Origin of the sequence: Micromonospora sp. NPDC048839 (assembly GCF_040649915.1) — a bacterium.
Lineage (GTDB): Bacteria > Actinomycetota > Actinomycetes > Mycobacteriales > Micromonosporaceae > Micromonospora.
In genome coordinates, this window is record NZ_JBEZGL010000007.1 from 305,287 (window position 1) to 324,342 (window position 19,056).

At 70.5% G+C, this 19,056-nt stretch carries 19 protein-coding genes and 1 tRNA gene; 8 read left to right on the forward strand and 12 right to left on the reverse strand.

Translation table 11 applies throughout. The features are described from left to right. On the forward strand, nt 1-948 hold the full coding sequence (locus AB0C25_RS16635) for an NAD-dependent epimerase/dehydratase family protein (RefSeq protein ID WP_357373905.1): 948 nt from the start codon (nt 1-3) through the stop codon (nt 946-948). Between the two features lie 5 nt (nt 949-953). Here the strand turns inward: AB0C25_RS16635 and AB0C25_RS16640 are convergent, their stop codons facing one another. Together AB0C25_RS16640 and AB0C25_RS16645 are read right to left on the reverse strand one after the other, a co-directional pair. Further along, a complete protein-coding gene (locus AB0C25_RS16640) occupies nt 954-2,378 on the reverse strand; it encodes an ATP-binding protein (RefSeq protein ID WP_357373908.1) in 1,425 nt (474 codons plus the stop codon). 14 nt (nt 2,379-2,392) lie between these two features. Continuing rightward, nucleotides 2,393-2,539, reverse strand: coding sequence for a hypothetical protein (locus tag AB0C25_RS16645; RefSeq protein ID WP_357373910.1), 147 nt, complete (start codon nt 2,537-2,539; stop codon nt 2,393-2,395). Here AB0C25_RS16645 and AB0C25_RS16650 point away from each other — a divergent pair. Then, nucleotides 2,515-2,606 (forward strand) — tRNA-Arg (locus AB0C25_RS16650). The two genes, AB0C25_RS16645 and AB0C25_RS16650, sit on opposite strands and share 25 nt — an antisense overlap. A 99-nt stretch (nt 2,607-2,705) precedes the next feature. Here the strand turns inward: AB0C25_RS16650 and AB0C25_RS16655 are convergent. Then, entirely contained in the window at nt 2,706-3,776 is a 1,071-nt protein-coding gene (locus AB0C25_RS16655) for an FAD-dependent oxidoreductase (protein WP_357373911.1), read from the reverse strand. Between the two features lie 66 nt (nt 3,777-3,842). Between AB0C25_RS16655 and AB0C25_RS16660 the strand changes: the two genes are divergently transcribed. Continuing rightward, nucleotides 3,843-4,406 carry a TetR/AcrR family transcriptional regulator gene (locus AB0C25_RS16660; protein ID WP_357373914.1) on the forward strand — a complete coding sequence of 188 codons (564 nt, stop codon included), beginning with the start codon at nt 3,843-3,845 and terminating at the stop codon, nt 4,404-4,406. A 24-nt stretch (nt 4,407-4,430) separates the two neighbouring features. Here AB0C25_RS16660 and AB0C25_RS16665 read toward each other — a convergent pair whose 3' ends face one another. Both AB0C25_RS16665 and AB0C25_RS16670 read right to left on the reverse strand, forming a co-directional pair. Then, entirely contained in the window at nt 4,431-5,045 is a 615-nt protein-coding gene (locus AB0C25_RS16665; RefSeq protein WP_357373916.1) for a TetR/AcrR family transcriptional regulator, read from the reverse strand. 71 nt (nt 5,046-5,116) lie between these two features. Further along, nucleotides 5,117-5,950, reverse strand: a complete 834-nt coding sequence (locus AB0C25_RS16670) for an alpha/beta hydrolase (RefSeq protein ID WP_357373918.1) — start codon at nt 5,948-5,950, stop codon at nt 5,117-5,119. Nucleotides 5,951-6,109: 159 nt separating this feature from the next. Here AB0C25_RS16670 and AB0C25_RS16675 point away from each other — a divergent pair, with 159 nt between their 5' ends. After that, entirely contained in the window at nt 6,110-6,568 is a 459-nt protein-coding gene (locus AB0C25_RS16675; RefSeq protein ID WP_357373920.1) for a hypothetical protein, read from the forward strand. A gap of 26 nt (nt 6,569-6,594) precedes the next feature. Here the strand turns inward: AB0C25_RS16675 and AB0C25_RS16680 are convergent, their stop codons facing one another. The 5 genes from AB0C25_RS16680 to AB0C25_RS16700 all read right to left on the reverse strand — a co-directional run bounded on the left by AB0C25_RS16680 (nt 6,595) and on the right by AB0C25_RS16700 (nt 12,419). Continuing rightward, nucleotides 6,595-8,976 (reverse strand): excinuclease ABC subunit UvrA, encoded by a 2,382-nt coding sequence (locus AB0C25_RS16680; protein ID WP_357373922.1) that lies wholly within the window; start codon nt 8,974-8,976, stop codon nt 6,595-6,597. Between the two features lie 30 nt (nt 8,977-9,006). Continuing rightward, nucleotides 9,007-9,417 carry a VOC family protein gene (locus tag AB0C25_RS16685; protein WP_357373924.1) on the reverse strand — a complete coding sequence of 137 codons (411 nt, stop codon included), beginning with the start codon at nt 9,415-9,417 and terminating at the stop codon, nt 9,007-9,009. Between the two features lie 5 nt (nt 9,418-9,422). Beyond that, a complete protein-coding gene (locus tag AB0C25_RS16690; protein WP_357373926.1) occupies nt 9,423-9,872 on the reverse strand; it encodes a helix-turn-helix transcriptional regulator in 450 nt (149 codons plus the stop codon). 71 nt (nt 9,873-9,943) lie between these two features. Then, on the reverse strand, nt 9,944-10,903 hold the full coding sequence (locus AB0C25_RS16695) for an ATP-dependent DNA ligase (RefSeq protein ID WP_357373928.1): 960 nt from the start codon (nt 10,901-10,903) through the stop codon (nt 9,944-9,946). A 31-nt stretch (nt 10,904-10,934) separates the two neighbouring features. Further along, nucleotides 10,935-12,419, reverse strand: coding sequence for an MFS transporter (locus AB0C25_RS16700; RefSeq protein ID WP_357373930.1), 1,485 nt, complete (start codon nt 12,417-12,419; stop codon nt 10,935-10,937). Between the two features lie 123 nt (nt 12,420-12,542). Between AB0C25_RS16700 and AB0C25_RS16705 the strand changes: the two genes are divergently transcribed. The 3 genes from AB0C25_RS16705 (at nt 12,543) to AB0C25_RS16715 (ending at nt 15,840) form a co-directional block, all read left to right on the forward strand. Next, a complete protein-coding gene (locus AB0C25_RS16705; RefSeq protein ID WP_357373986.1) occupies nt 12,543-12,929 on the forward strand; it encodes a helix-turn-helix domain-containing protein in 387 nt (128 codons plus the stop codon). A 101-nt stretch (nt 12,930-13,030) separates the two neighbouring features. Then, complete coding sequence (locus AB0C25_RS16710) at nt 13,031-13,618, forward strand: TetR/AcrR family transcriptional regulator (RefSeq protein WP_357246464.1); 588 nt, start codon at nt 13,031-13,033, stop codon at nt 13,616-13,618. Beyond that, nucleotides 13,618-15,840, forward strand: coding sequence for an MMPL family transporter (locus tag AB0C25_RS16715; protein ID WP_357373932.1), 2,223 nt, complete (start codon nt 13,618-13,620; stop codon nt 15,838-15,840). Before AB0C25_RS16710 ends, AB0C25_RS16715 begins: the two co-directional genes overlap by 1 nt. Before the next feature lie 29 nt (nt 15,841-15,869). Here AB0C25_RS16715 and AB0C25_RS16720 read toward each other — a convergent pair whose 3' ends face one another. Next, the gene (locus AB0C25_RS16720; RefSeq protein WP_357373988.1) at nt 15,870-17,126 is read right to left on the reverse strand and encodes an erythromycin esterase family protein; all 1,257 of its coding nucleotides are present in this window, start codon (nt 17,124-17,126) and stop codon (nt 15,870-15,872) included. A gap of 128 nt (nt 17,127-17,254) precedes the next feature. Here AB0C25_RS16720 and AB0C25_RS16725 point away from each other — a divergent pair, with 128 nt between their 5' ends. Then, a complete protein-coding gene (locus tag AB0C25_RS16725; protein ID WP_357246473.1) occupies nt 17,255-17,446 on the forward strand; it encodes a DUF2795 domain-containing protein in 192 nt (63 codons plus the stop codon). A gap of 149 nt (nt 17,447-17,595) precedes the next feature. Here AB0C25_RS16725 and AB0C25_RS16730 read toward each other — a convergent pair whose 3' ends face one another. After that, complete coding sequence (locus tag AB0C25_RS16730; RefSeq protein WP_357373934.1) at nt 17,596-18,498, reverse strand: Gfo/Idh/MocA family oxidoreductase; 903 nt, start codon at nt 18,496-18,498, stop codon at nt 17,596-17,598. Between the last annotated feature and the right edge of the window lie 558 nt (nt 18,499-19,056).

A 19,056-nucleotide genomic window follows, 5' to 3' on the forward strand; every position in this document is an offset into this window, starting at 1 on the left:
GTGCACGTACTGGTAACCGGTGGCCTCGGATTCCTCGGCCGCGCCGTCGCCCGCGACCTGCTCGCCTCCGGGCAGCGGGTCACGGTCATGACCCGGGGCCGCGGTGACCGAACCGCACCGTCCGGCATCGAGCTGGCGAGGGGGGACATCCGGGACCGCGCACGGGTCGCTGAGATCGTTCAGGAGGGCGGGTACGACGGAGTCGTGCACCTTGCGGCGCTGACCAGCGGGCGAGACTCTTTCGCTGACCCGCTGGGATACTTCGACGTCAACGCGACCGGCACCCTGAACCTACTCATGGCCCTAGACGCCGCCCGGACGAACACCACGCCGGCCTCTCTGGTCTTCGCCTCCACTAACATCGTCTACGGGTCGCAGCACCACGGCGCACTGTCCGAAGACCTGGAAGCGCACCCCGAAAGCCCGTACGCGGCCTCTAAGGTCGCGGCTGAGCAAGTGGTCGCGGCATATGCGGCGACCGGAGCAATCGGCGCGGTCATCCTCCGGCCCTTCAACATCGCCGGGGCCGCCGACGGCGTCACCGACACCGACCGCGCGCGGATCATCCCGAACGTCTTCCGCGCGATCACCGGAGAACTCGACCACGTAACCCTCAACGGGGACGGGGCGGCGGTGCGGGACTTCGTGCACGTCGCCGACGTCGCCACCGCAATCCGGCTCGCTCTGACCGTCTGCACGCCAGGTGCCAGCCAGACCATCAACCTTGGCTCAGGCATCGGAACGAGCATGGCCACCGTGGTAGCCACCGCCGAACAGGTCACCGGCCACCCGGTGACCGTCCACCGGCAACCTCCTAAGCCTGAACCGCCGGAGCTGATCGCCGACGTCAGCCGCGCCGAGGCCGTGCTCGACTGGACCCCAAAGAGATCCGCATTGGGCGAGATTCTCGCGGACGCTTGGGAAGCATGGCCAAGCGCTCTAATCTAGGCGACCTATCGCCGACCCTTGCGTCGCCTATTGCCGATGCCCTTGAACTTGGAGGTTGGGATCGACTTCGCTGTACGTGGTTCCGGAATCCTCTTAGCCGGAGAAAGCTGAACAGCTTGGTTGCTAGTCTTCGCTTCCGACTCCGGAAACATGGTTTGAACCGTAGTGCGCTCGGCGAGTTCTGACGCCGCTCTCCATCGGAGAAAGAAGGCGAAATACGGGTCGGAGATGTGCAGAGTGGTAAGTTTCGTGTCGTAATCGACTACGGGTTCGCCGTCGATCTGATCTCGCGCAATCTTCGACATCTCGTCGAGGATACGTGCAATTTCCTGCCCCCGAGGGGCTTCCTCCCCAGCGATATCTCGCATGGCGGCACGGAGAGTCTCATATGAAATGCTTGTAAGCGGGCCAGTGCGGCCTATCGCCATCAGCACGGCACCGTAGATATCCACGACCATGCCATTCTTGAGACGTCTCGGCTTCCGGTCAGTGCGCTGACGCGGTCCCCTAGCAAGCATGTCGAACGCCGTCTTCGAGGCGGCGGTTGAGCGCTCCTGGAAAAACGAATCCCACAGTGGCTCTTGCAGAAGCGTTGGACTCTCTTGGCGCTCCCTAATACCACTCTGCTTCACGGTTTGCAGACAGAAGTCTTGCATTAGGTGAGGACTGGCAAAGCATTCCCGGGCGAGGCGTTCACCAATTACCGCAGACTCATCGATTACGTTGAGCGCCGCGAAGCCCTTGCTCGCAATGCCGCGCAACTCATCTTGGGACCAAAAGTCAATCTTCATCTGTTGGACACGGCCGGTCATTTCTCTCTCGACCCGGATCACGTCGTACGCCCGGTGCGGCACCGCAATGACAATCACGGGCAGCCCGTCGAAGACCAGATCTTTGAGGGAGCGAACGATTTCCGTCTGAACTTCAACAGGTATGTAGTGAAAGTCGTCGATAACTAGGGGTGTCAGCGACTCCCTGAGGGCTCGCCGTGCCGCTACCTCGATCGGTCGACTTCTGCCAGTCTTATCGGCCATGGCGGTGGCCACCGACTCTTGACCCGCTCGCGACGCCTTGCCGATAGCGGGTACTTGCAACTCGCCGGTCACGGTGCGCGTCTCGGTGTCTGTGTACTGGCGACTGCTCTCATAAACCGTCTGTAGCCCAAGGTCGTCACCGACGTTGATCCACAGGTCCGCCGCGCTCTTGATGTCGCCACCGGAAACTCTGACTGCCTCAACATCTCGCAGTACCCTTCGGACCAAGACCGTCTTGCCGGTCTTCGTGGGACCCGAGATGGACAGGATGCGGTGCCTCTCATCGAGGTAGTCCTGGACCATCTCTTCCAGTCCGAGCTGTGTCCGCGGGTTATAGGTGATGTCGGGCAGTCCGCCGACTTTGAAGACCTGACCAGCAAGTAGGCGTGTCGTCACGGTCTAACCGTACGTTAGACGTGTGTAATTTCCTCGATGCCGCGCGGCTGGGCGCGCGTCAGCATCAGACTCTCAGGCCACTGGCCGGCACTCCGTGCCACATGCGTGCCAAAATTGCCCGCGCTGCCGCGCAACTGCCAGCGCTCGACCAGGTCAGGCATAGGGTGTGACCATGGCTTGCACCGCCCTCCGGAGGCGGGGGCGCAGGTTCGAATCCTGCCGGGGGCACCTTGGACCATGAATGCCCCGGCCGTTTCGCCGGGGCATTCTTGCGTCGGGTCAACCTACGGGCGCCGAACGAGCCCGGGCACCAGTTGTCGGTGGCGCTCAGGCGCCGGGCGGGCCGGCCACCATGCTCGCGCGCAGGAGTTGGTCGCGGACTGGTATCGCGTACCGCAGGTGGGTCATCCGGGCGGCCAGGCCTGCCATGCGGGCCAGCCTCTGGGTGGCTGGCCGACGCCGGCGATCGTATTCGCGCAGAGCCTGCTCGACCGTGCGCGTCGTCTCCAGGCGGGAGGCCAGCGCTACCGCGTCGATGATCGCCTCGCACGCGCCGCGCCCAAGGTCGGGTGTCATGGCGTGCGCGGCGTCGCCAAGGAAGGCCACCGTGCCGTGCGTGAAGGACGGCAGCGGCGGCGTCACGTACACGTCGTGGCGCAGCACCGCGGACTCGTCGATCGCGTCCAGGACGGTCTGGACCGGCGGCGCCCACCGGCCGAACATCCTCCGCAGTTCGGCGAGTTCCTCGCCCGGGCGGAACCTGCCCTCCGGTGCCGCCGCGGACGCGTACCAGTTGGTGCGACCACCCTCCTGCGGTGTCACGCCGAACTTGAGGCCCCGGCCCCACATTTCCACGAACGTGTCGGTGGGCATGTCCTCCACCACGCCGCGCCACGCCGTGCTGCCGGAGAATCGTGCTCGGTACGCCGGGCCGAACACCTTCTCGCGAGCCTTGCTGAACACGCCGTCGGCCACCACGACCAGATCGACGTCGCCCACCTCGGTAACGTCGTCCACCGGATCGCCGGCCCGCAGCTCCACCCCGGCCTCCACCGCCGTGTCGTGCAGGATGGCGAGCAGTCCCGGCCGGGACAACAGGTAGACGTGGTCGCCGGTGCGTCGGTGCAGCCGTTCGACGTCGATCGTCGCGATGCGGGAACCGTCCGGACGAAGAAACACCCCGGCCTGCTGTCGTCGCCCGGCCCGGCGGACCAGGTCGCCGACGCCGATCGCGTCCAGCGTTCGTAGTGCCACGGGCCACATGCCGAGCGCCGTGCCCGTGCTCGGGAGCCCCTCGTCCCGCTCCCGGACGGTGACCCTCCAGCCCGCGCGTCGCAGCGCGATCGCCGCCGTCAGCCCACCGATGCCCCCGCCAATGACCAACGCACGTCTCTCCATTCTCGCCACGGTACAACACCTGTTGTTTCAAGACTACGGATGTGGTGGATCGAATAGGGTGGCGGCGTGCCCTCCCGCGAAGAAAACCTGCTCGATGCCGCCATCGGCATCCTCGGAAGCCACGGCGTACGGGCGTTGACGCATCGCGCGGTCGACGCGGCCGCCGCCGTGCCAACCGGCTCCACGGCGAACTACTTCAAGACCCGGGACATGCTGATCAACGCGGTGGCCGACCGGTTCGCCGACCGCGACCGCGCCACCTGGCAGGCGATCGCGGGCTTCGTCCGCCCCACCACCGCGGTCGAGTTGGCGGCTGCGCTCGCCGCCTACGTACACCGTGCGCTCGGCCCGGAGCGCGCCCTGACCATCGCCCGATACGGCCTGTTCGTCGAGGCCGCGCTGCGCCCGGAACTGCAGGGGCGACTCGCGGAGGCGGCCCTCTCGATCCGGACGTGGGGCACGCAGTGGCTGCGCGCGATCGGCTCCACCGACCCGGAGAGCGAGTGCGCGGCGATCCTCGACTACCTGGACGGCCTCATCTTCCACCAGCTCACATTTCCCGGCCCGGCCGAGCAGTTGGAGGCAGCGATCACGCAGGCGGTGAGCCGACTGTGCACCACCGCGGCGTGACCACCGAACGGCCCAGACAACGCCTCACCGGCGATCGGTGGAGCCGGGGACTGGCGCGGGGTCGGCGGCTGAGGTGCAGCGCAGTGCGCGGTCGACGAAGTTGATGAGCCATTCGAAGCTCTCGTCGATGTCGGTGGACCACTGGAATCCGTTGGTGGCCTGGAGGGTGGCGAAGCCGTGGAACATGCTGCGCAGCGCCCGCAGGGCGTGGGTCATGTCCTGCGGGGCGATGTCGTATCCCCGCAGGACCGCCTCGAAGGGGCCGAGTCCCCGCCTCTCCGCGATCACGATGGGGTCGTCCGGACCGGTCGGAGTGATGCCGAGGGTGGCCGCGTACCGGCCGGGGTGAGCAACCACGAAGTCACGCAGCGCGCGTGCTGCGGCAGCCAGCGCGTCCCGCCCGGAGCGGCCCTGGGTGGCCGCGCCGATCGCGTCGGCGGCCTCGGCGATGGCGAGGGCGGCGATGCGTCGGTTGAGGTCGTCCTGGCTGGCGATGTGCTTGTACAGCGACGGTGTGCGCACCCCGACCCGCTCGGCCAGCCGGGCCATGGTCAGCTCGGCGAAGCCGACCTCGTCGGCGAGCGCCGCACCGGCCGCGACGACCGCGGCCGGGTCCAGCCCCGCCCTAGGCACGGACACCAGCCAGGAAAGGCAGGACCACGGCGAGCGCCGCACCGGCCGCGACGACCGCGGCCGGGTCCAGCCCCGCCCTAGGCACGGACACCAGCCAGGAAAGGCAGGACCACGGCGAGGGTCTGCTGGGGGTACTGGACGTGCGGGTAGTGCCCGGCGCCGTCGATCATCGCCAGCCGGCCCAGTCCGCTCGGCAGGTCGGCGACGATCGCCTCGCCCTCGGCCCGTGGTGAGACCCAGTCGGGGTCCAGGGCGCCCTGCACGACCAGCGTCGGGCAGGTGACGTTGCCGAGTTGCTCACCGGCGTCGACGGGAGAGATGGTGCCCATCTTCTGCAGGACCTTCATCCGGCCCGGCTCGCGCAGCATCGCGGTGATCTGCCGCAGGCGGGCGTCCCAGTCGGCGGGCTTGGTGCCGGGGTAGGCGAGATCGAGGTACTTCGCCCACTGCTTGGTGCTGCCGAGGATGGTCGTGCCCATCAGGGCGGTCGCGCCGCGCCGGTAGGCGGCCACGCGCATGTCGCCGAGCTTGACCTGCTGCTTGCGGGTGAAGGGCGCGAGTTCGACAAGCGCGGTGACCAGCTCCGGGGCCTTCGCCGCGGCGATCGTGGCCGCGCCGCCGGCGATGGAGTGCCCGATGAGCACGGCCGGCCCGCCGAGGTGCTCGACCAGGGCGATCAGGTCACCGGCGAGAGCGGTCCGGGTGTAGGAGGCCCACCCGACGCTCGACTCCCCGTGGCCGCGCAGGTCCGTTGCGGCGACCCGGTAGCCGGCCTGCACCAGGGCGGGCGTGAGGAACCGGTAGGCCTCGCGGCTGTCGCCCATGCCGTGGGCGAGCACCACCAGCGGTCCGGTGGCGCCGGTCACCTCGTAGGCGATGGTCCCGCCGTCGACGTTCAAGAACTCAGTCATGACTACCTCCAGGTGGCCCGTTGGCGCGTCGGCTAACCGCGTTAGCCAAAAGCTATCACCATTAGCCTGAGGATGCCAGTCGCGGGGCGCACCGCCGGAGAGCCGCCGCCACCCACCCCAGCGACGCCCCTGCGGGCGTAGGTGATCAAGAATGGCGTCATGCTGTTTCTCGGGTTGCTGCTCGCCGCGTTGGGCGGGGCCGCCCTCGCGACGGTCCTCACCGTTCGCGGGCTCGCCGCGGCGTTCCGGGCAAGCGAACGACCGGGTTGGCTGCGGGCGGCGGCGCTCCTCGCCGGTGCCGCCACGGTCGGCGTGTACGCCTGGGGCCTGCTCCACCTCGGCTACGCGGTGCTGCGGGCCGAGGACGGTGGAGCCGGCTCGTTCCCGATCGCACCCTGTCGCGAGGCCGGGCCGCAGCGGGCAAGCCAGGTCGACGGGTACGACGTCAGCTACCTACCGCTGCGCTTCGAGTGCCGCCTGAGCGGTGGCGGCGGGTACGTCACCTCGACCGTGCCCGGATACGTCAACCCGGGCACGGTCGTCCTCGGCCTGCTCACCGCCACCTGCGGCGTCCTCGCCAGCACGACGGCCCAGCGGGTCCGACCACCTGTCGCCTGAACGATGGACCGGCGGGCGGGCCACGGTCAGCCGGCGACGTACGCGGCCAGGTGCTCCCCGGTGAGGGTGGCGCGACCGGCGACGAGGTCGGCCGGGGTGCCCTCGAAGACGATCCGGCCCCCGTCGTGGCCGGCCCCGGGACCGAGGTCGATGATCCAGTCGGCGTGCGCCATGACCGCCTGGTGGTGCTCGATGACGATCACCGACTTGCCGGCGTCGACGAGGCGGTCGAGCAGGCCGAGCAGTTGCTCGACGTCGGCCAGGTGCAGGCCGGTGGTCGGCTCGTCGAGGACGTAGACGCCACCCTTCTCGGCCATGTGGGTGGCCAGCTTGAGGCGCTGCCGCTCCCCGCCGGACAGGGTGGTGAGCGGTTGACCCAGGCTGAGGTAGCCGAGCCCGACGTCGGCGAGCCGGTCGAGGATGGCGTGCGCGGCAGGCGTACGGGCCTCGCCGGTGCCGAAGAACTTCTCGGCCTCGGTCACCGACATCGCGAGCACCTCGCTGATGTCGCGACCGCCGAAGCGGTATTCCAGCACCGAGGCCTGGAACCGCTTGCCCTCGCAGTCCTCGCAGGGGGCGGCGACGCCGGCCATCATCCCCAGGTCGGTGTAGATCACACCGGCGCCGTTGCAGCTCGGGCAGGCGCCCTCGGAGTTGGCGCTGAACAGCGCCGGCTTCACACCGTTGGCCTTCGCGAACGCCTTGCGGATCGGGTCGAGCAACCCGGTGTAGGTGGCCGGGTTGCTCCGCCGCGAACCACGGATCGCGCCCTGGTCGATCGAGACCACACCGGCACCTGCGGGAATAGAGGAGCGCACGAGCGAACTCTTGCCCGAGCCGGCGACACCGGTGACGACGACGAGCACCCCGAGCGGTACGTCGACGTTCACGTCCTGCAGGTTGTTGGCCGTCGCGCCACGGATCTCCAGCTTGCCGGTGGGCGTGCGTACCGTCTCCTTGAGGGCGGCCCGGTCGTCGAGGTGACGGCCGGTGCTGGTGCCGCTGGCGCGCAGGCCGTCCAGGCTGCCCGCGTAACAGATCGTGCCGCCGTCCGTGCCGGCACCGGGGCCGAGGTCGACGACGTGGTCGGCAATGGCGATGGCCTCCGGCTTGTGCTCCACGACCAGGACCGTGTTGCCCTTGTCGCGCAGTTGGAGCAGCAGCTTGTTCATCCGCTGGATGTCGTGTGGGTGCAGCCCGATCGTCGGCTCGTCGAAGACGTACGTGACGTCGGTGAGCGAGGAGCCGAGGTGACGGATCATCTTGGTGCGCTGGGCCTCGCCGCCGGAGAGGGTGCCCGACGGCCGGTCGAGCGAGAGGTAACCCAGGCCGATCTCCTCGAACGAGTCGAGGAGGTGTTGCAGCCCCGCCAGCAGCGGGGTCACCGACGGCTCCTTGATCCCCCGGACCCAGGCGGCGAGATCACTGATCTGCATCGCGCAGGCGTCGGCGATGTTCCTTCCCTTGATCTTCGACGACCGGGCCTCCTTGCTGAGCCGGGTGCCGGCGCACTCGGGGCAGGTCGTGAAGGTCACCGCCCGCTCCACGAAGGCGCGGATGTGTGGTTGCAACGCGTCGATGTCCTTGGCGAGGAAGGACTTCTGGATCGACGGGATCAGGCCCGCGTACGTCAGGTTGATCCCGTCGATCTTGATCTTGGTCGGCTCCCGGTGGAGCAGGTCGTGCTGCTCGCGCTTGGTGTACTTGCCGATCGGCTTGTCCGGGTCGAAGTAGCCGCAGCCACGGAAGATCCGGCCGTACCAGCCCTCCATGCTGTAGCCCGGGATCGTGATCGCGCCCTCGTTGAGCGAGAGGCTGTCGTCGTACAGCGCCGACAGGTCGATGTCGTTGATCGAACCCATGCCCTCGCAGCGCGGGCACATTCCGCCGAGCCGGGTGAAGGTCGCCTTCTCGGTCTTCGTCTTGCCCACGCCACGGTCGACGGTGATCGCACCGGTGGCCTTCACCGAGGGGACGTTGAAGGAGTACGCGTTGGGCGAGCCGATGTGCGGCTGCCCGAGGCGGCTGAACAGGATGCGCAGCATCGCGTTGGCGTCGGTGGCGGTGGCGACGGTGGATCGGGAGTTGGCGCCCATCCGCTCCTGGTCCACGATGATCGCCGTGGTCAGGCCGTCCAGCAGGTCGACCTCGGGCCGCGCCAACGTCGGCATGAAGCCCTGCAGGAACGCGCTGTACGTCTCGTTGATCATCCGCTGGGACTCGGCGGCGATGGTGCCGAACACCAACGAGCTCTTGCCGGAGCCGGAGACACCCGTGAACACCGTCAGCCTGCGCTTCGGGATCTCGACGCTGACGTCCCGGAGGTTGTTGACGCGCGCGCCCTGCACGCGGATCAGGTCGTGGCTGTCCGCGACGTGCGGGGTGGACGGCGGGGTGGCCGTGCTCATCAGGTCTCCATCTGTCCGGGGTCGGACGGGTCAGCGCACTTCCTGGATGCGGATCAGATTGCCGGCGGGATCGCGGAAGGCGCAGTCCCGGACGCCGTACGGCTGCTCGGTCGGCTCCTGGACGACCTCGGCGTCGGTGGCCTCCAGCTTGGCGAAGGTGGCGTCGAGGTCGGTGGTGGCCAGGTTGACGCCGAAGTAGCTGCCCTTGGCCACCAGTTCGAGGATGGTCTGCCGCTCGTCGTCGGTGATGCCCGGGTTGGCGGCCGGCGGGTGCAGGACGATGGCTGTGCTGGGCTGGCCGGGCGGCCCGACGGTGATCCAGCGCATCCCCCCGTAGCCGACGTCGAGGCGGACCTCGAAACCGAGGACGTCGCGGTAGAAGGCCAGCGAATCGTCCGGGTCGGTGTGCGGAAGGAAGCTCGAGTGAATGGTGATGTCCATGGCCGTCACGCTAGTTGTGGCTCCGCGACCTGCGCTTCTCGATTCCTGATCGGTCTGGTCACCTGCTTCGCCACGCACGACGGCAGTCCCGCCGCCGCCTGCGCCGCCTGCCGCCGGTAGACGCTCGGCGGCACGCCGACCAACTCGGTGAAGCGGGTGCTGAAGGTGCCCAGGGACGAACAACCGACCGCGAAACAGACGTCGGTGACGCTCAGGTCGCCCCGGCGCAGCAACGCCATCGCACGCTCGATCCGCCGCGTCATCAGGTAGCTGTACGGAGATTCGCCGTAGGCGAGCCGGAACTCGCGGCTGAGGTGCCCGGCCGACATGTGCGCGCCCCGCGCGAGCGCCTCGACGTCAAGCGGTTGCGCGTACTCCCGGTCGATCCGGTCGCGGACCCGGCGCAGCCGCGCGAGGTCGCCCAGTCGCCGGGTCGCGTCGGGTTTGCTGCTCACCTGGGAAATCGTGCCACAACCCACCGACAATCGGCCGTTCGCCGGGCGCGGGCGGCGACCGGCGATCCCGGTCAGCCGGCCTCGCGACGCGCGCGGGCCCGCCGCTTTCCCTCGTGCATGGCCTGCACCCGGGCCACCGGGATGGTCCGACCCTCGGCGACCAGGTCGGCCGGGAGCGGCTGCGGGGCCGGCATCAGCGCGGCCCACGGATCACCGTCGCCGAGCAGCGCCGGCGCGGTCCGGATGGTGAAGTCCGCCGGGGCCACCTCGGTCAGGTCGGCCCAGTCGACCGGGAAGGAGACCGGCAGGCCGGGGCGCAGCCGAGGGCTGTACGTCGCCACCACCGTCGCGCCGCCCGCCCGGGTGGCATCCACGAAGACCCGGCCACCCCGGTCCTCCTTGATGTACGCGGTGGTGGCCAGCGCCGGGTCGAGCCGCTCGGCGCGGACGGCGAGCGCCCGGGTGGCGGCGGCCAACTCCTCCGCCGTGGGATCGCCGGCCACCGGGACGAACACGTGCACGCCCTTGGCACCGCTGGTCTTGACCGCACCGGCCAGGCCGGCGTCGGCGAGTGCCTGCCGGACCAGCAGGGCCGCGGCGACGGCCGCCCGGAAGCCGTCACCCTCCGGCGGGTCCAGGTCGAGCACCAGGTGGGTCGGTCGGTGCGGATCGGCGGTGGTGGCCAGCGTCGGGTGGTACTCCACCGCCCGCTGGTTGGCGAACCAGAGCAGGGTGCGCCTGTCGTCGCAGAGGGCGTACGAGATCTCCCGGTGCGACGCCTCCGCCCAGACCGGCACCCGGCGGACCCAGTCCGGGGTGTAGCGGGGCAGGTTCTTCTGCATGAAGGGCGGCTGACCGGGGCGGACCCGGATCACCGACAGCGGGCGGTCCCGCAACTGCGGCAGGATCCGCCCACTGACGGCGTCGAGGTAGTCGACCAGGTCTCGCTTCGTCGCGTCATCACGGTCGGACAGCGGCTGGTCCAGGTTGGTCAGGGCCACGTCGTCCCGGGTCTCGTCAGCCTTGCTCACCCGACCACCTTCGCGGCCCCGGTGCCGTCGGTCAACCGGACGCGGCGCTCGGATCCGGACCGACTCCGGCGCCCAGCGGTGCCGACCCCGACGGGTCGGCGTCCGGTCCGAGCTGGGCTGGGCGTCGGGGCAGTGTCGTCACCGCCACCAGCAACGCGGCGACCACCAGGGCGGCGGCCACGGCGAACGCGGTCCGGTAGCCGGCGGCCAACGCGGCCGTCTCGGCCCAGCCGGCGGCCCGCAGTCCGTCGGTGCGGGCGGCGGCCAGGGTGGCCAGCGCGGCCAGGCCGACCGCGCCACCGACCTGCTGGGTGGTGTTGACCAGGCCGGACGCGAGCCCGGCGTCCGCGTCGGTCGCGCCCGCCATGGCCAGGGTGGTGACGGCCGGCAGGGTCAGACCACCGGCCACCCCGAAGGTCACCATCGCCGGCAGTACGTCGGCGAGGTAGGCGCCGTCCGTGGGCAGCCGGGCGAGTAGCAGGAAGCCGACGGTGGCCAGGCCCAGCCCGACCAGCAGCACGGTCCGGGCACCGCAGCGGGCGATCAGCCGACCGGCCAGGCCGAGTGACACCACCGCGATCACCACCGGGGTGGGCAGGAAGGCCCAGCCGGTTTCGGCGGCGTCCAGCCCGAGCACCAGTTGCAGCTCCACGGCGAGCAGGAACTGGAAACCGAAGTACGCGGACACCATGAGGAACTGCACGGCGTTCGCCGCCACCAGACCCGGGACGCGCAGTACCCGACCCGGCAGCAGCGGGGTCGCCGCCGTCCGTTGGCGGAGCACGAACGCGCCGAGCAGCAGCGCCGCGAGGGCCACCGCGCCGAGGGTCCGCGGGCTGGTCCAGCCGTACTCGCCGGTCCCCACGATGCCCAGCACGGCGGCCATCAGACCGGCGGTGACGAGCAGCGCGCCGGGCAGGTCCAGGCCGGCCCGCAGGCCGATACCCCGCTCGGCGGGGAGCCGGCGGACGGCCGCGAGCAGGATGGCCGCCCCGATCGGCAGGTTGACCAGGAAGATCGCCCGCCACCCGGCCGCGTCGGTGAGCACCCCACCGGCGACGGTGCCGACCGACGCGCCGGCCGCTCCGGTGAAGCTGAAGACGGCGATCGCGCGGGCGCGCTCGGCCGGTGCGGGATAGAGCCGGACGATCATGCCGAGGCTGACCGCCATGGCCAGCGCCCCACCGACGCCCTGGCCGAACCGGGCGGCCACCAGCAGGGCCGGCCCGGTGGCGACCGCGCAGGCCAGCGAGGCCAGCGTGAACAGCGCGACGCCGGCCAGGAAGACCCCCCGCCGGCCGAGCAGGTCGCCGAGCCGGCCGGCGAGCAGCAGCAGCCCGCCGAACGCGACCAGGTACGCGTTGACCACCCACGCCAGGCCGGCGGCGGTGAAGCCCAGATCGCGTTGCACGGCGGGCAGCGCCACCGCCACGACGGTGCCATCCAGAATGATCATCAGGCTGCCGGCGCAGAGCACGAGCAGCGCTGGCCAGCGGGACGGAACGACGCGGTCCATGAAACCCCTCCTTGGTGCACGGTTTGTTACCGAGGTCATCGTCTGTGACCATGAACCGGAGCGGAAGGAGGCACTGTGATGTCCCAGAGGAACAGCGATGTGTCCGCGCAGGTAGAGGCCGAGATGACCTGCGCGGCCGAGAACGTGCCGTTCACCCCGGGTCAGGCTCGGGCCTGCACCGTCCGCGAGGTGCTCGACCGGGTCGGCGGCAAGTGGAGCATCAGCATCCTGGTGTCCGCCTCACACGGCCCGGTGCGCTTCACCGAGTTGGAGCGGAGCGTCGAGGGAATCAGCCGCCGAATGCTCACCCTGACGCTGCGCAACCTGGAACGGGACGGCCTGCTGCACCGCACCGTCTATCCGACCGTTCCGCCCAAGGTCGAGTACACCGCCACCCCGATGGCGCTGGAGCTGTACGAGTCGCTGGTGGCGCTGACCGCCTGGGCCGAGCGACACCGCCGCGCCATCGCCGAGGCGCGGACCAGGTACGACGCCGAGCACGCCGGATAAACCCGGCCGAGGTGTGGTGAACGCCACCGCTTTCCTCTGACCGATCGGTCAGGGTCTGACCGATCGGTCAGGCATGCTGGTCTGCGGGAGGTGGACCGACCATGGTCAGAGCGGTGTCCGACACGCACGGTGAGATTCTCGCCGCGGCGGCTCGACAGTTCACGGTGAGCGGCTACCGGGGCACCTCCCTGCAGGACATCGCCCGTGAGGTCGGCTGCTCCAAGGCCACCGTGCTCTACCACTTCGCCAACAAGGAAGCCCTGCTCGCCGAACTGATGGCCCCGGCGATCGGCGTGCTGCGGGACCTCGACGACCGGCTCACCGGCCAGACCGGTTCGGCCGCGCAGGAGGTCGCCGCGCAGGGCTTCGTCGACCTCGCGGTCCGGTTCCGGCGGGAGATCGCGGTGCTGCGCGGCGAGTTCCCGGAACTGCTGTGCCAGCCGGCCTTCGCGCACATCCAGCAGATCTCCGACCGGCTGCGCGACGCGCTGGCCGGCCACTCCGACCGGCCGGGCGCCCGGATCGCCGCGCTGGTGCTGCTCGCCGGGATCTCCGAGGCCTGCGGCGAGTTCACCGACATCCCCGACGACGAACTGCGCTCCGCCCTGCTCACTCTCGTCCGGCGGGCCGTCGAACCCGTCGACGCACCCCTGCCCCAACCACCCACGACCGAGGACAAGGACTCCTGATGGCCACCCTGCTCTACCGGCTCGGCCGGGGCGCGTTGCGCCGGCGACGGCTCGTCGTCGCGCTCTGGCTCGTCGTACTCGTCGTCGCCGGCCTGGCCGCGGCGACCCTGCGCGGCCCGACGGCGAGCAACTTCACGATGCCCGGCACCGAGAGCCAGCGCGCGCTCGACCTGCTCGCCGAGCAGTTCCCCGCGGCCAGCGGCGCCACCGGCACCATCGCGGTCAAGGCGCCGGCCGACGGCCAACTGGCCACCCCCGAGGGCCAGGCCGTGGTGCAGGAACTGGTCCAGGAGGCCTCGACCCTGCCTGGCGTGGTCGGCGCGGTGAACCCGCTCCAGGTCGGCGCGGTCTCGCCCAACGGCCGCTACGCCCTGGTCCAGGTCCAGTTCTCCAGCGGCGGCGACGAGGTGACCGACGCGCAGCGCACCGCGTACGAGGAGGTCGGCGCCGCCGCCGAGGCCAAGGGTTGGCAGGTGGCCCCGGGTGGCGAGGTGCTGGGTGGTGAGCCGGAGATCGGCTCCACCGAGGCGCTCGGCGTACTGGTCGCCGCGATCGTCCTGATCATCACGTTCGGCTCCCTGGTCGCCGCCGGAATGACGATGCTCAACGCGCTGATCGGGGTGGGCGTCGGCATGGCCGGCCTGTTCGCGCTCAGCGGCGTCATCGAGCTGACCAGCACCGCGCCGATCCTCGCGCTGATGCTCGGCCTCGCCGTCGGCATCGACTACTCGTTGTTCATCACCTCCCGGCACCGGCAGAACCTGCTCGAAGGCCTGTCCCCGGAGGAGGCGGTCGGCCGAGCGGTCGGCACAGCCGGCTCCGCGGTGGTCTTCGCGGGCGCCACAGTGGTCATCGCGCTGGCCGGGCTCGCCGTGGTGAACATCCCCTTCCTCACCGTGATGGGTCTCGCCGCCGCCGGTACGGTCACCGTCGCGGTGCTCGTCGCGATCACCCTCCAGCCGGCCCTGCTCGGCTTCGCCGGTCGCCGGGTGCTCCCCCGCCGGCTGCGAACGGCAGTCACCGACGGCACGACCACCGACACCGGCGCTGTCGCCGACCACTCCGGCGACACCGACCGGCCGGCCGCCGAGGACGAGTCCCGGTTCGGGTTCCGCTGGGCACGGTTCGTCACCCGCTTCCGAGTACCCGTCATCCTGGTCGGCCTGCTCGGCCTCGGGCTGCTCGCGCTGCCCACGCCGGACATGCGGCTGGCCCTGCCGGGCGCCGCGACGGCAGCCGTCGGCTCACCCGCCCGGGTGGCCAACGACCTGACCGTCGAGGGCTTCGGGGCGGGCTTCACCGGCCGGCTCGCGGTGGTGGTCGCCGGTGACACCCCGCAGGCCACCTCGGCCGCCGTGCCGCAGGTGACCGCGCTGCTCCAGCGCACCGAGAACGTCCTCGCGGTGGCGCCGCCCCAGCTCAGCCCGGACGGCCGGACCGCGCTGCTCGCAGTGGTGCCGAAGACCGGCCCGACCGACGAGGCCACCGAGACCCTGGTCCACGACATCCGTGGCGCGGTGGGCGGGATCCGCGACGCGGACGTCCTGCTGACCGGTGCCACCGCGATCGGTATCGACGTCTCCGAGAAGCTCTCCGACGCGCTGCCGGTCTACCTGCTGCTGGTGGTCGGGCTCTCGGTGCTGCTGCTGATGTTGGTGTTCCGCTCGCTGCTGGTGCCGGTCAAGGCCGCGTTGGGCTTCCTGCTCACCGTCGCCGCCACGTTCGGCATCACGGTGGCCGTCTTCCAGCAGGGGCATCTCGCCGACCTGGTCGGCCTGGACACTCCGGGTCCGCTGATCAGCTTCCTGCCGATCCTGCTCATCGGCATCCTGTTCGGGCTCGCCATGGACTACGAGGTGTTCCTGGTGTCCCGGATGCGGGAGGACTTCGTCCACGGCAAGTCCGCCCGGCAGGCCACCATCAGCGGCATGGGGCACGGCGCCCGGGTGGTCACCGCCGCCGCACTGATCATGATCTCGGTCTTCGGGGGCTTCGTCTTCCTGGAGGACCCGGTGATCAAGTCGATGGGCTTCGCCCTCGCGGTCGGCGTCGCCATCGACGCGTTCGTGGTCCGGATGACGATCGTCCCGGCGGTGATGTCACTGCTCGGCGACCGCGCCTGGTGGCTGCCCAGCTGGCTCAACCGCGCTCTCCCGAACGTCGACATCGAAGGCGAGGGCCTCCGCACCCACCTGGAGGAACGCACCCCGGCCCACGTCTGACCCTGTCCTACCTGCGCAGACGTACCCGGTCACACCCCGGCCGGGTACGTCTCCATCTCGCCGGGAGCGGCCGACACCGGTAGCGGGTGCAGAGCCGTGGTCTCGTCGCACCAGATGAAGGCGTCGTACCGGTCGCCGAGCCGCGTCGGCACGTAGTTGCCCCAGGACTCGAAGGACGGGTCGTAGACGACCCCGATCGCCCGATGGTCCACGGTGTCGGTCACCCAGCCCGGCTGGTCGTCACCGCCGAAGATCAGCACCGCCCGGTCCGGCATCAGCTCGTGCAGCCGCCGCTCGACCGACCCCTCCCGAGCCGGTGGCACCACCATCGGCTCGGGAGGCGAGCCCCAGCGGGGTGCGGCGATCACCGTGCCCCGGTAGCTGCCGAAGCCGATCAGCGCCACGTCGTCGTCGCCGTGCCGTTCCCGGGCCAACTGACCAATGTTGACCATCCCGTCCGCGGCCATGTCGGTGGCCCGCGCGTCCCCGACGTGCGTGTTGTGCGCCCAGACGATGCCCCGGGCATCCGGGCCGTACCGGTCCAGCAACCGGTCCAGGGTGTCCTGCATGTGGGTGTCGCGGATGTTCCAGGAGTCCGGCCCGCCAGCCACCATCGCCCGGTAGTACCGCTCCGCGCCGGCAACCACCTCCGCGTTCTGCCAGGCCGAGAAGCGGTCCGGCCCGTCGGAGAGGGCGTGTTCACGGGTCCGGGCGAGCAGGCGGACCACCTCCTCCTCACAACGGGCGGAGACGAACCGGCTGGCCGCGCCGTACTCCTCGACCCTCTTGCCGTACGGCTCGAAGCACCGGTACGCGTCCTGCGCGGCCTCCAGCGACGTCGGGTCCTCCTCCCCCAGATAGTCGAAGATCGCCTGCATCGACTCCCAGAGGCTGTACACGTCGAGCCCGTGGAACCCGGCGCGTTGATCCTCCGGCCGCTCCACGTTCCAGGCCCGCAACCAGGTGGCGAACCGGGCCACCTCGGCGTTGGCCCACATCCAGGTCGGCCACCGCTCGAACTGGTCGAGCGCGAGCTGCGGCTGGAGCGCGCCGCCGGGCGCGGCCGTCACCGACCGGTGCACCCGATCACAGTCCGGCCAGTCACCCTCCACCGCGACGAAGGAGAAGCCGCACTCCGCGATCAACCGTCGGGTGAGCTGCTCCCGCAACCGGTAGTAGTCGTAGCTGCCGTGGGTGGACTCGCCGATCATCACCACCCGGGCGTCTCGAACGCGTTCCAGCAACGGGTCGAAGTCGCTCGGCGCGCCGAGCCGCTGAACCAGCATGCCAGCGGCTACCCGACCGCCGCTGGGGCAAACCGTGGGCGCGTCGCGGGCCGACACGCCGACCGCCGGGCCGTCCTCCGTGCCGGCCAGCACGGTGTACGCCCACCGCGAGCGGGTAGCCGGCCGGCATGACCGTCACCGGCGTTCAGTTGCAGGAGTACCTGGCCGGGCTCGACTACCCGGTCTCCCGGGAGGACCTGGTCCGCTGGGGCCAGGAGAACGGGGCCAGCACGGCGATGCTGCAAATGTTGCAGGCGTTGCCACCCGAGCAGTTCGCCTCCCCGGACGAGCTGGCCGCAGCCCTAACCACGCTCAGCTAAACCCCTGCCGACCCCAACCCAGCCCCGACCCAACCCCCTGCCACCCTCGGTGATCATGAGGTTATAGCCGTCCGGCGCGGCGTGTCGCGTCGCTAACTCCATGATCACCGAGGGCGGCCGGTGGTGGTTGGGGTTGGGGTTGGGGGTTGTTACGGGAGGGGGATTGTGCGGGCTTCTGCTCGGGCGGTTTCGGCGGCGGCGATGATGGCGACGACCTCGCGGCCGAAGTGGACGTCGCAACGGTGGTCCCGGGTGCCGGCCCGTACCTGCTCGACGAGTTGGTCGATCGCGACACCGAACGCCGTGGCGGCGTCGTTCTCGCCGAACGGGACGTTCTCGATTCCGCTCTCGCCGTAGAACACGAACTCCCGGGCCATCGACTCGGTCGGGGCGTCCAGGGAGAGTGAGGCGCTGCTCGTGGCACCACCCTCGTGGGTGAGCAGCAGGTGCACCATCCCGCTCGGCCCGTCCATCGCGGCCACCTGGGTCACCCGGCCCAGCACCGGCAGGAGGATGGAGAGTGCGTGCGGGGCGATGTCCCAGAGCGCGCCGTGCTCGCGACGCCACAACGACCCGCCGTACGGGCTGCCGTCCTGGAAGATCGAGGCGAACGCGGTGGTCCGACCGTGCTGCCACCCTCCGACCGCGGCGGTGGCGGCGAGGAAGGCTGTCACGTTCGGCTGGAACCGCTGGGTGAAGAAGACGACCGAGGCGACCCCGGACTCCTCGGCGGCGGCGACGACCCGGTCGGCGTCGGCCACGCTGAGCGCTAGCGGCTTGTCCAGCAGCAGGTGCCGCCCGGCGGACGCGGCCCGGACCGCGATGTCGGCCTGGACGTCCGGCGGCAGCGCGACGGCGACCGCCTCACACTGCTCGATCAGGGCGTCGACGTCGGCGTAGGCCGGCACGCCGTACCGCTCGGCCAGCGCGGAGGCCCGCTCCGGGTTACGCCCCCACACCCCGACCAACTCCGCGTCCGGGTGCGCGTGCAACGCCTTCCCGTGCGTCTCGATCGCCCAGTGACCGGTGCCGAACAAGCCGAACCGCAGCACGTGTACCTCCGCTGTTTCCCCACCCCGTGGCAACGCCACGGCCGTGATCCACGCTAGTCGCCGACGCAGGGGCACCGGCGGCGGGTCGAACAACCCGAGCAGCTCATGTCCTGTGCGGCCCGGGCGTGACCGGGGTCCCGGTCGGTGCCTGTAGAGCTGCCCCAGATGTGGGGCGCCCCGCCCGACGCCCCGCCCGACGCCCGACGCCCCGCCCGACGCCCGCCCGACGCCCCGCCCGACGCCCGACGCCCCGCCCGACGCCCGACGCCCCGCGCGCCCCATTCGTGGGGCAGCTCTACAGCGAGCGCGGACACCTCCTGCCCCGCTATCGGCACCTGGTCGCTGGTCACCGCCAAGCGCGGAGCCCCAAGGCCGAGGTCAGGCCCCGAGGCCGCCAAGGCGGGTGCCAGGCACGGAGCCCCAAGGCGGGTGCCAGGCACGGAGCCCCAAGGCGGAGGCCAGGCACGAGGCCGCCACGGCGGAGGCCAGGCGGGGGCAACCGATTACTACGGCGGTTAGTAGGCTGTGCCGGTGACCGAGGCAACGACCGGGCAGGTC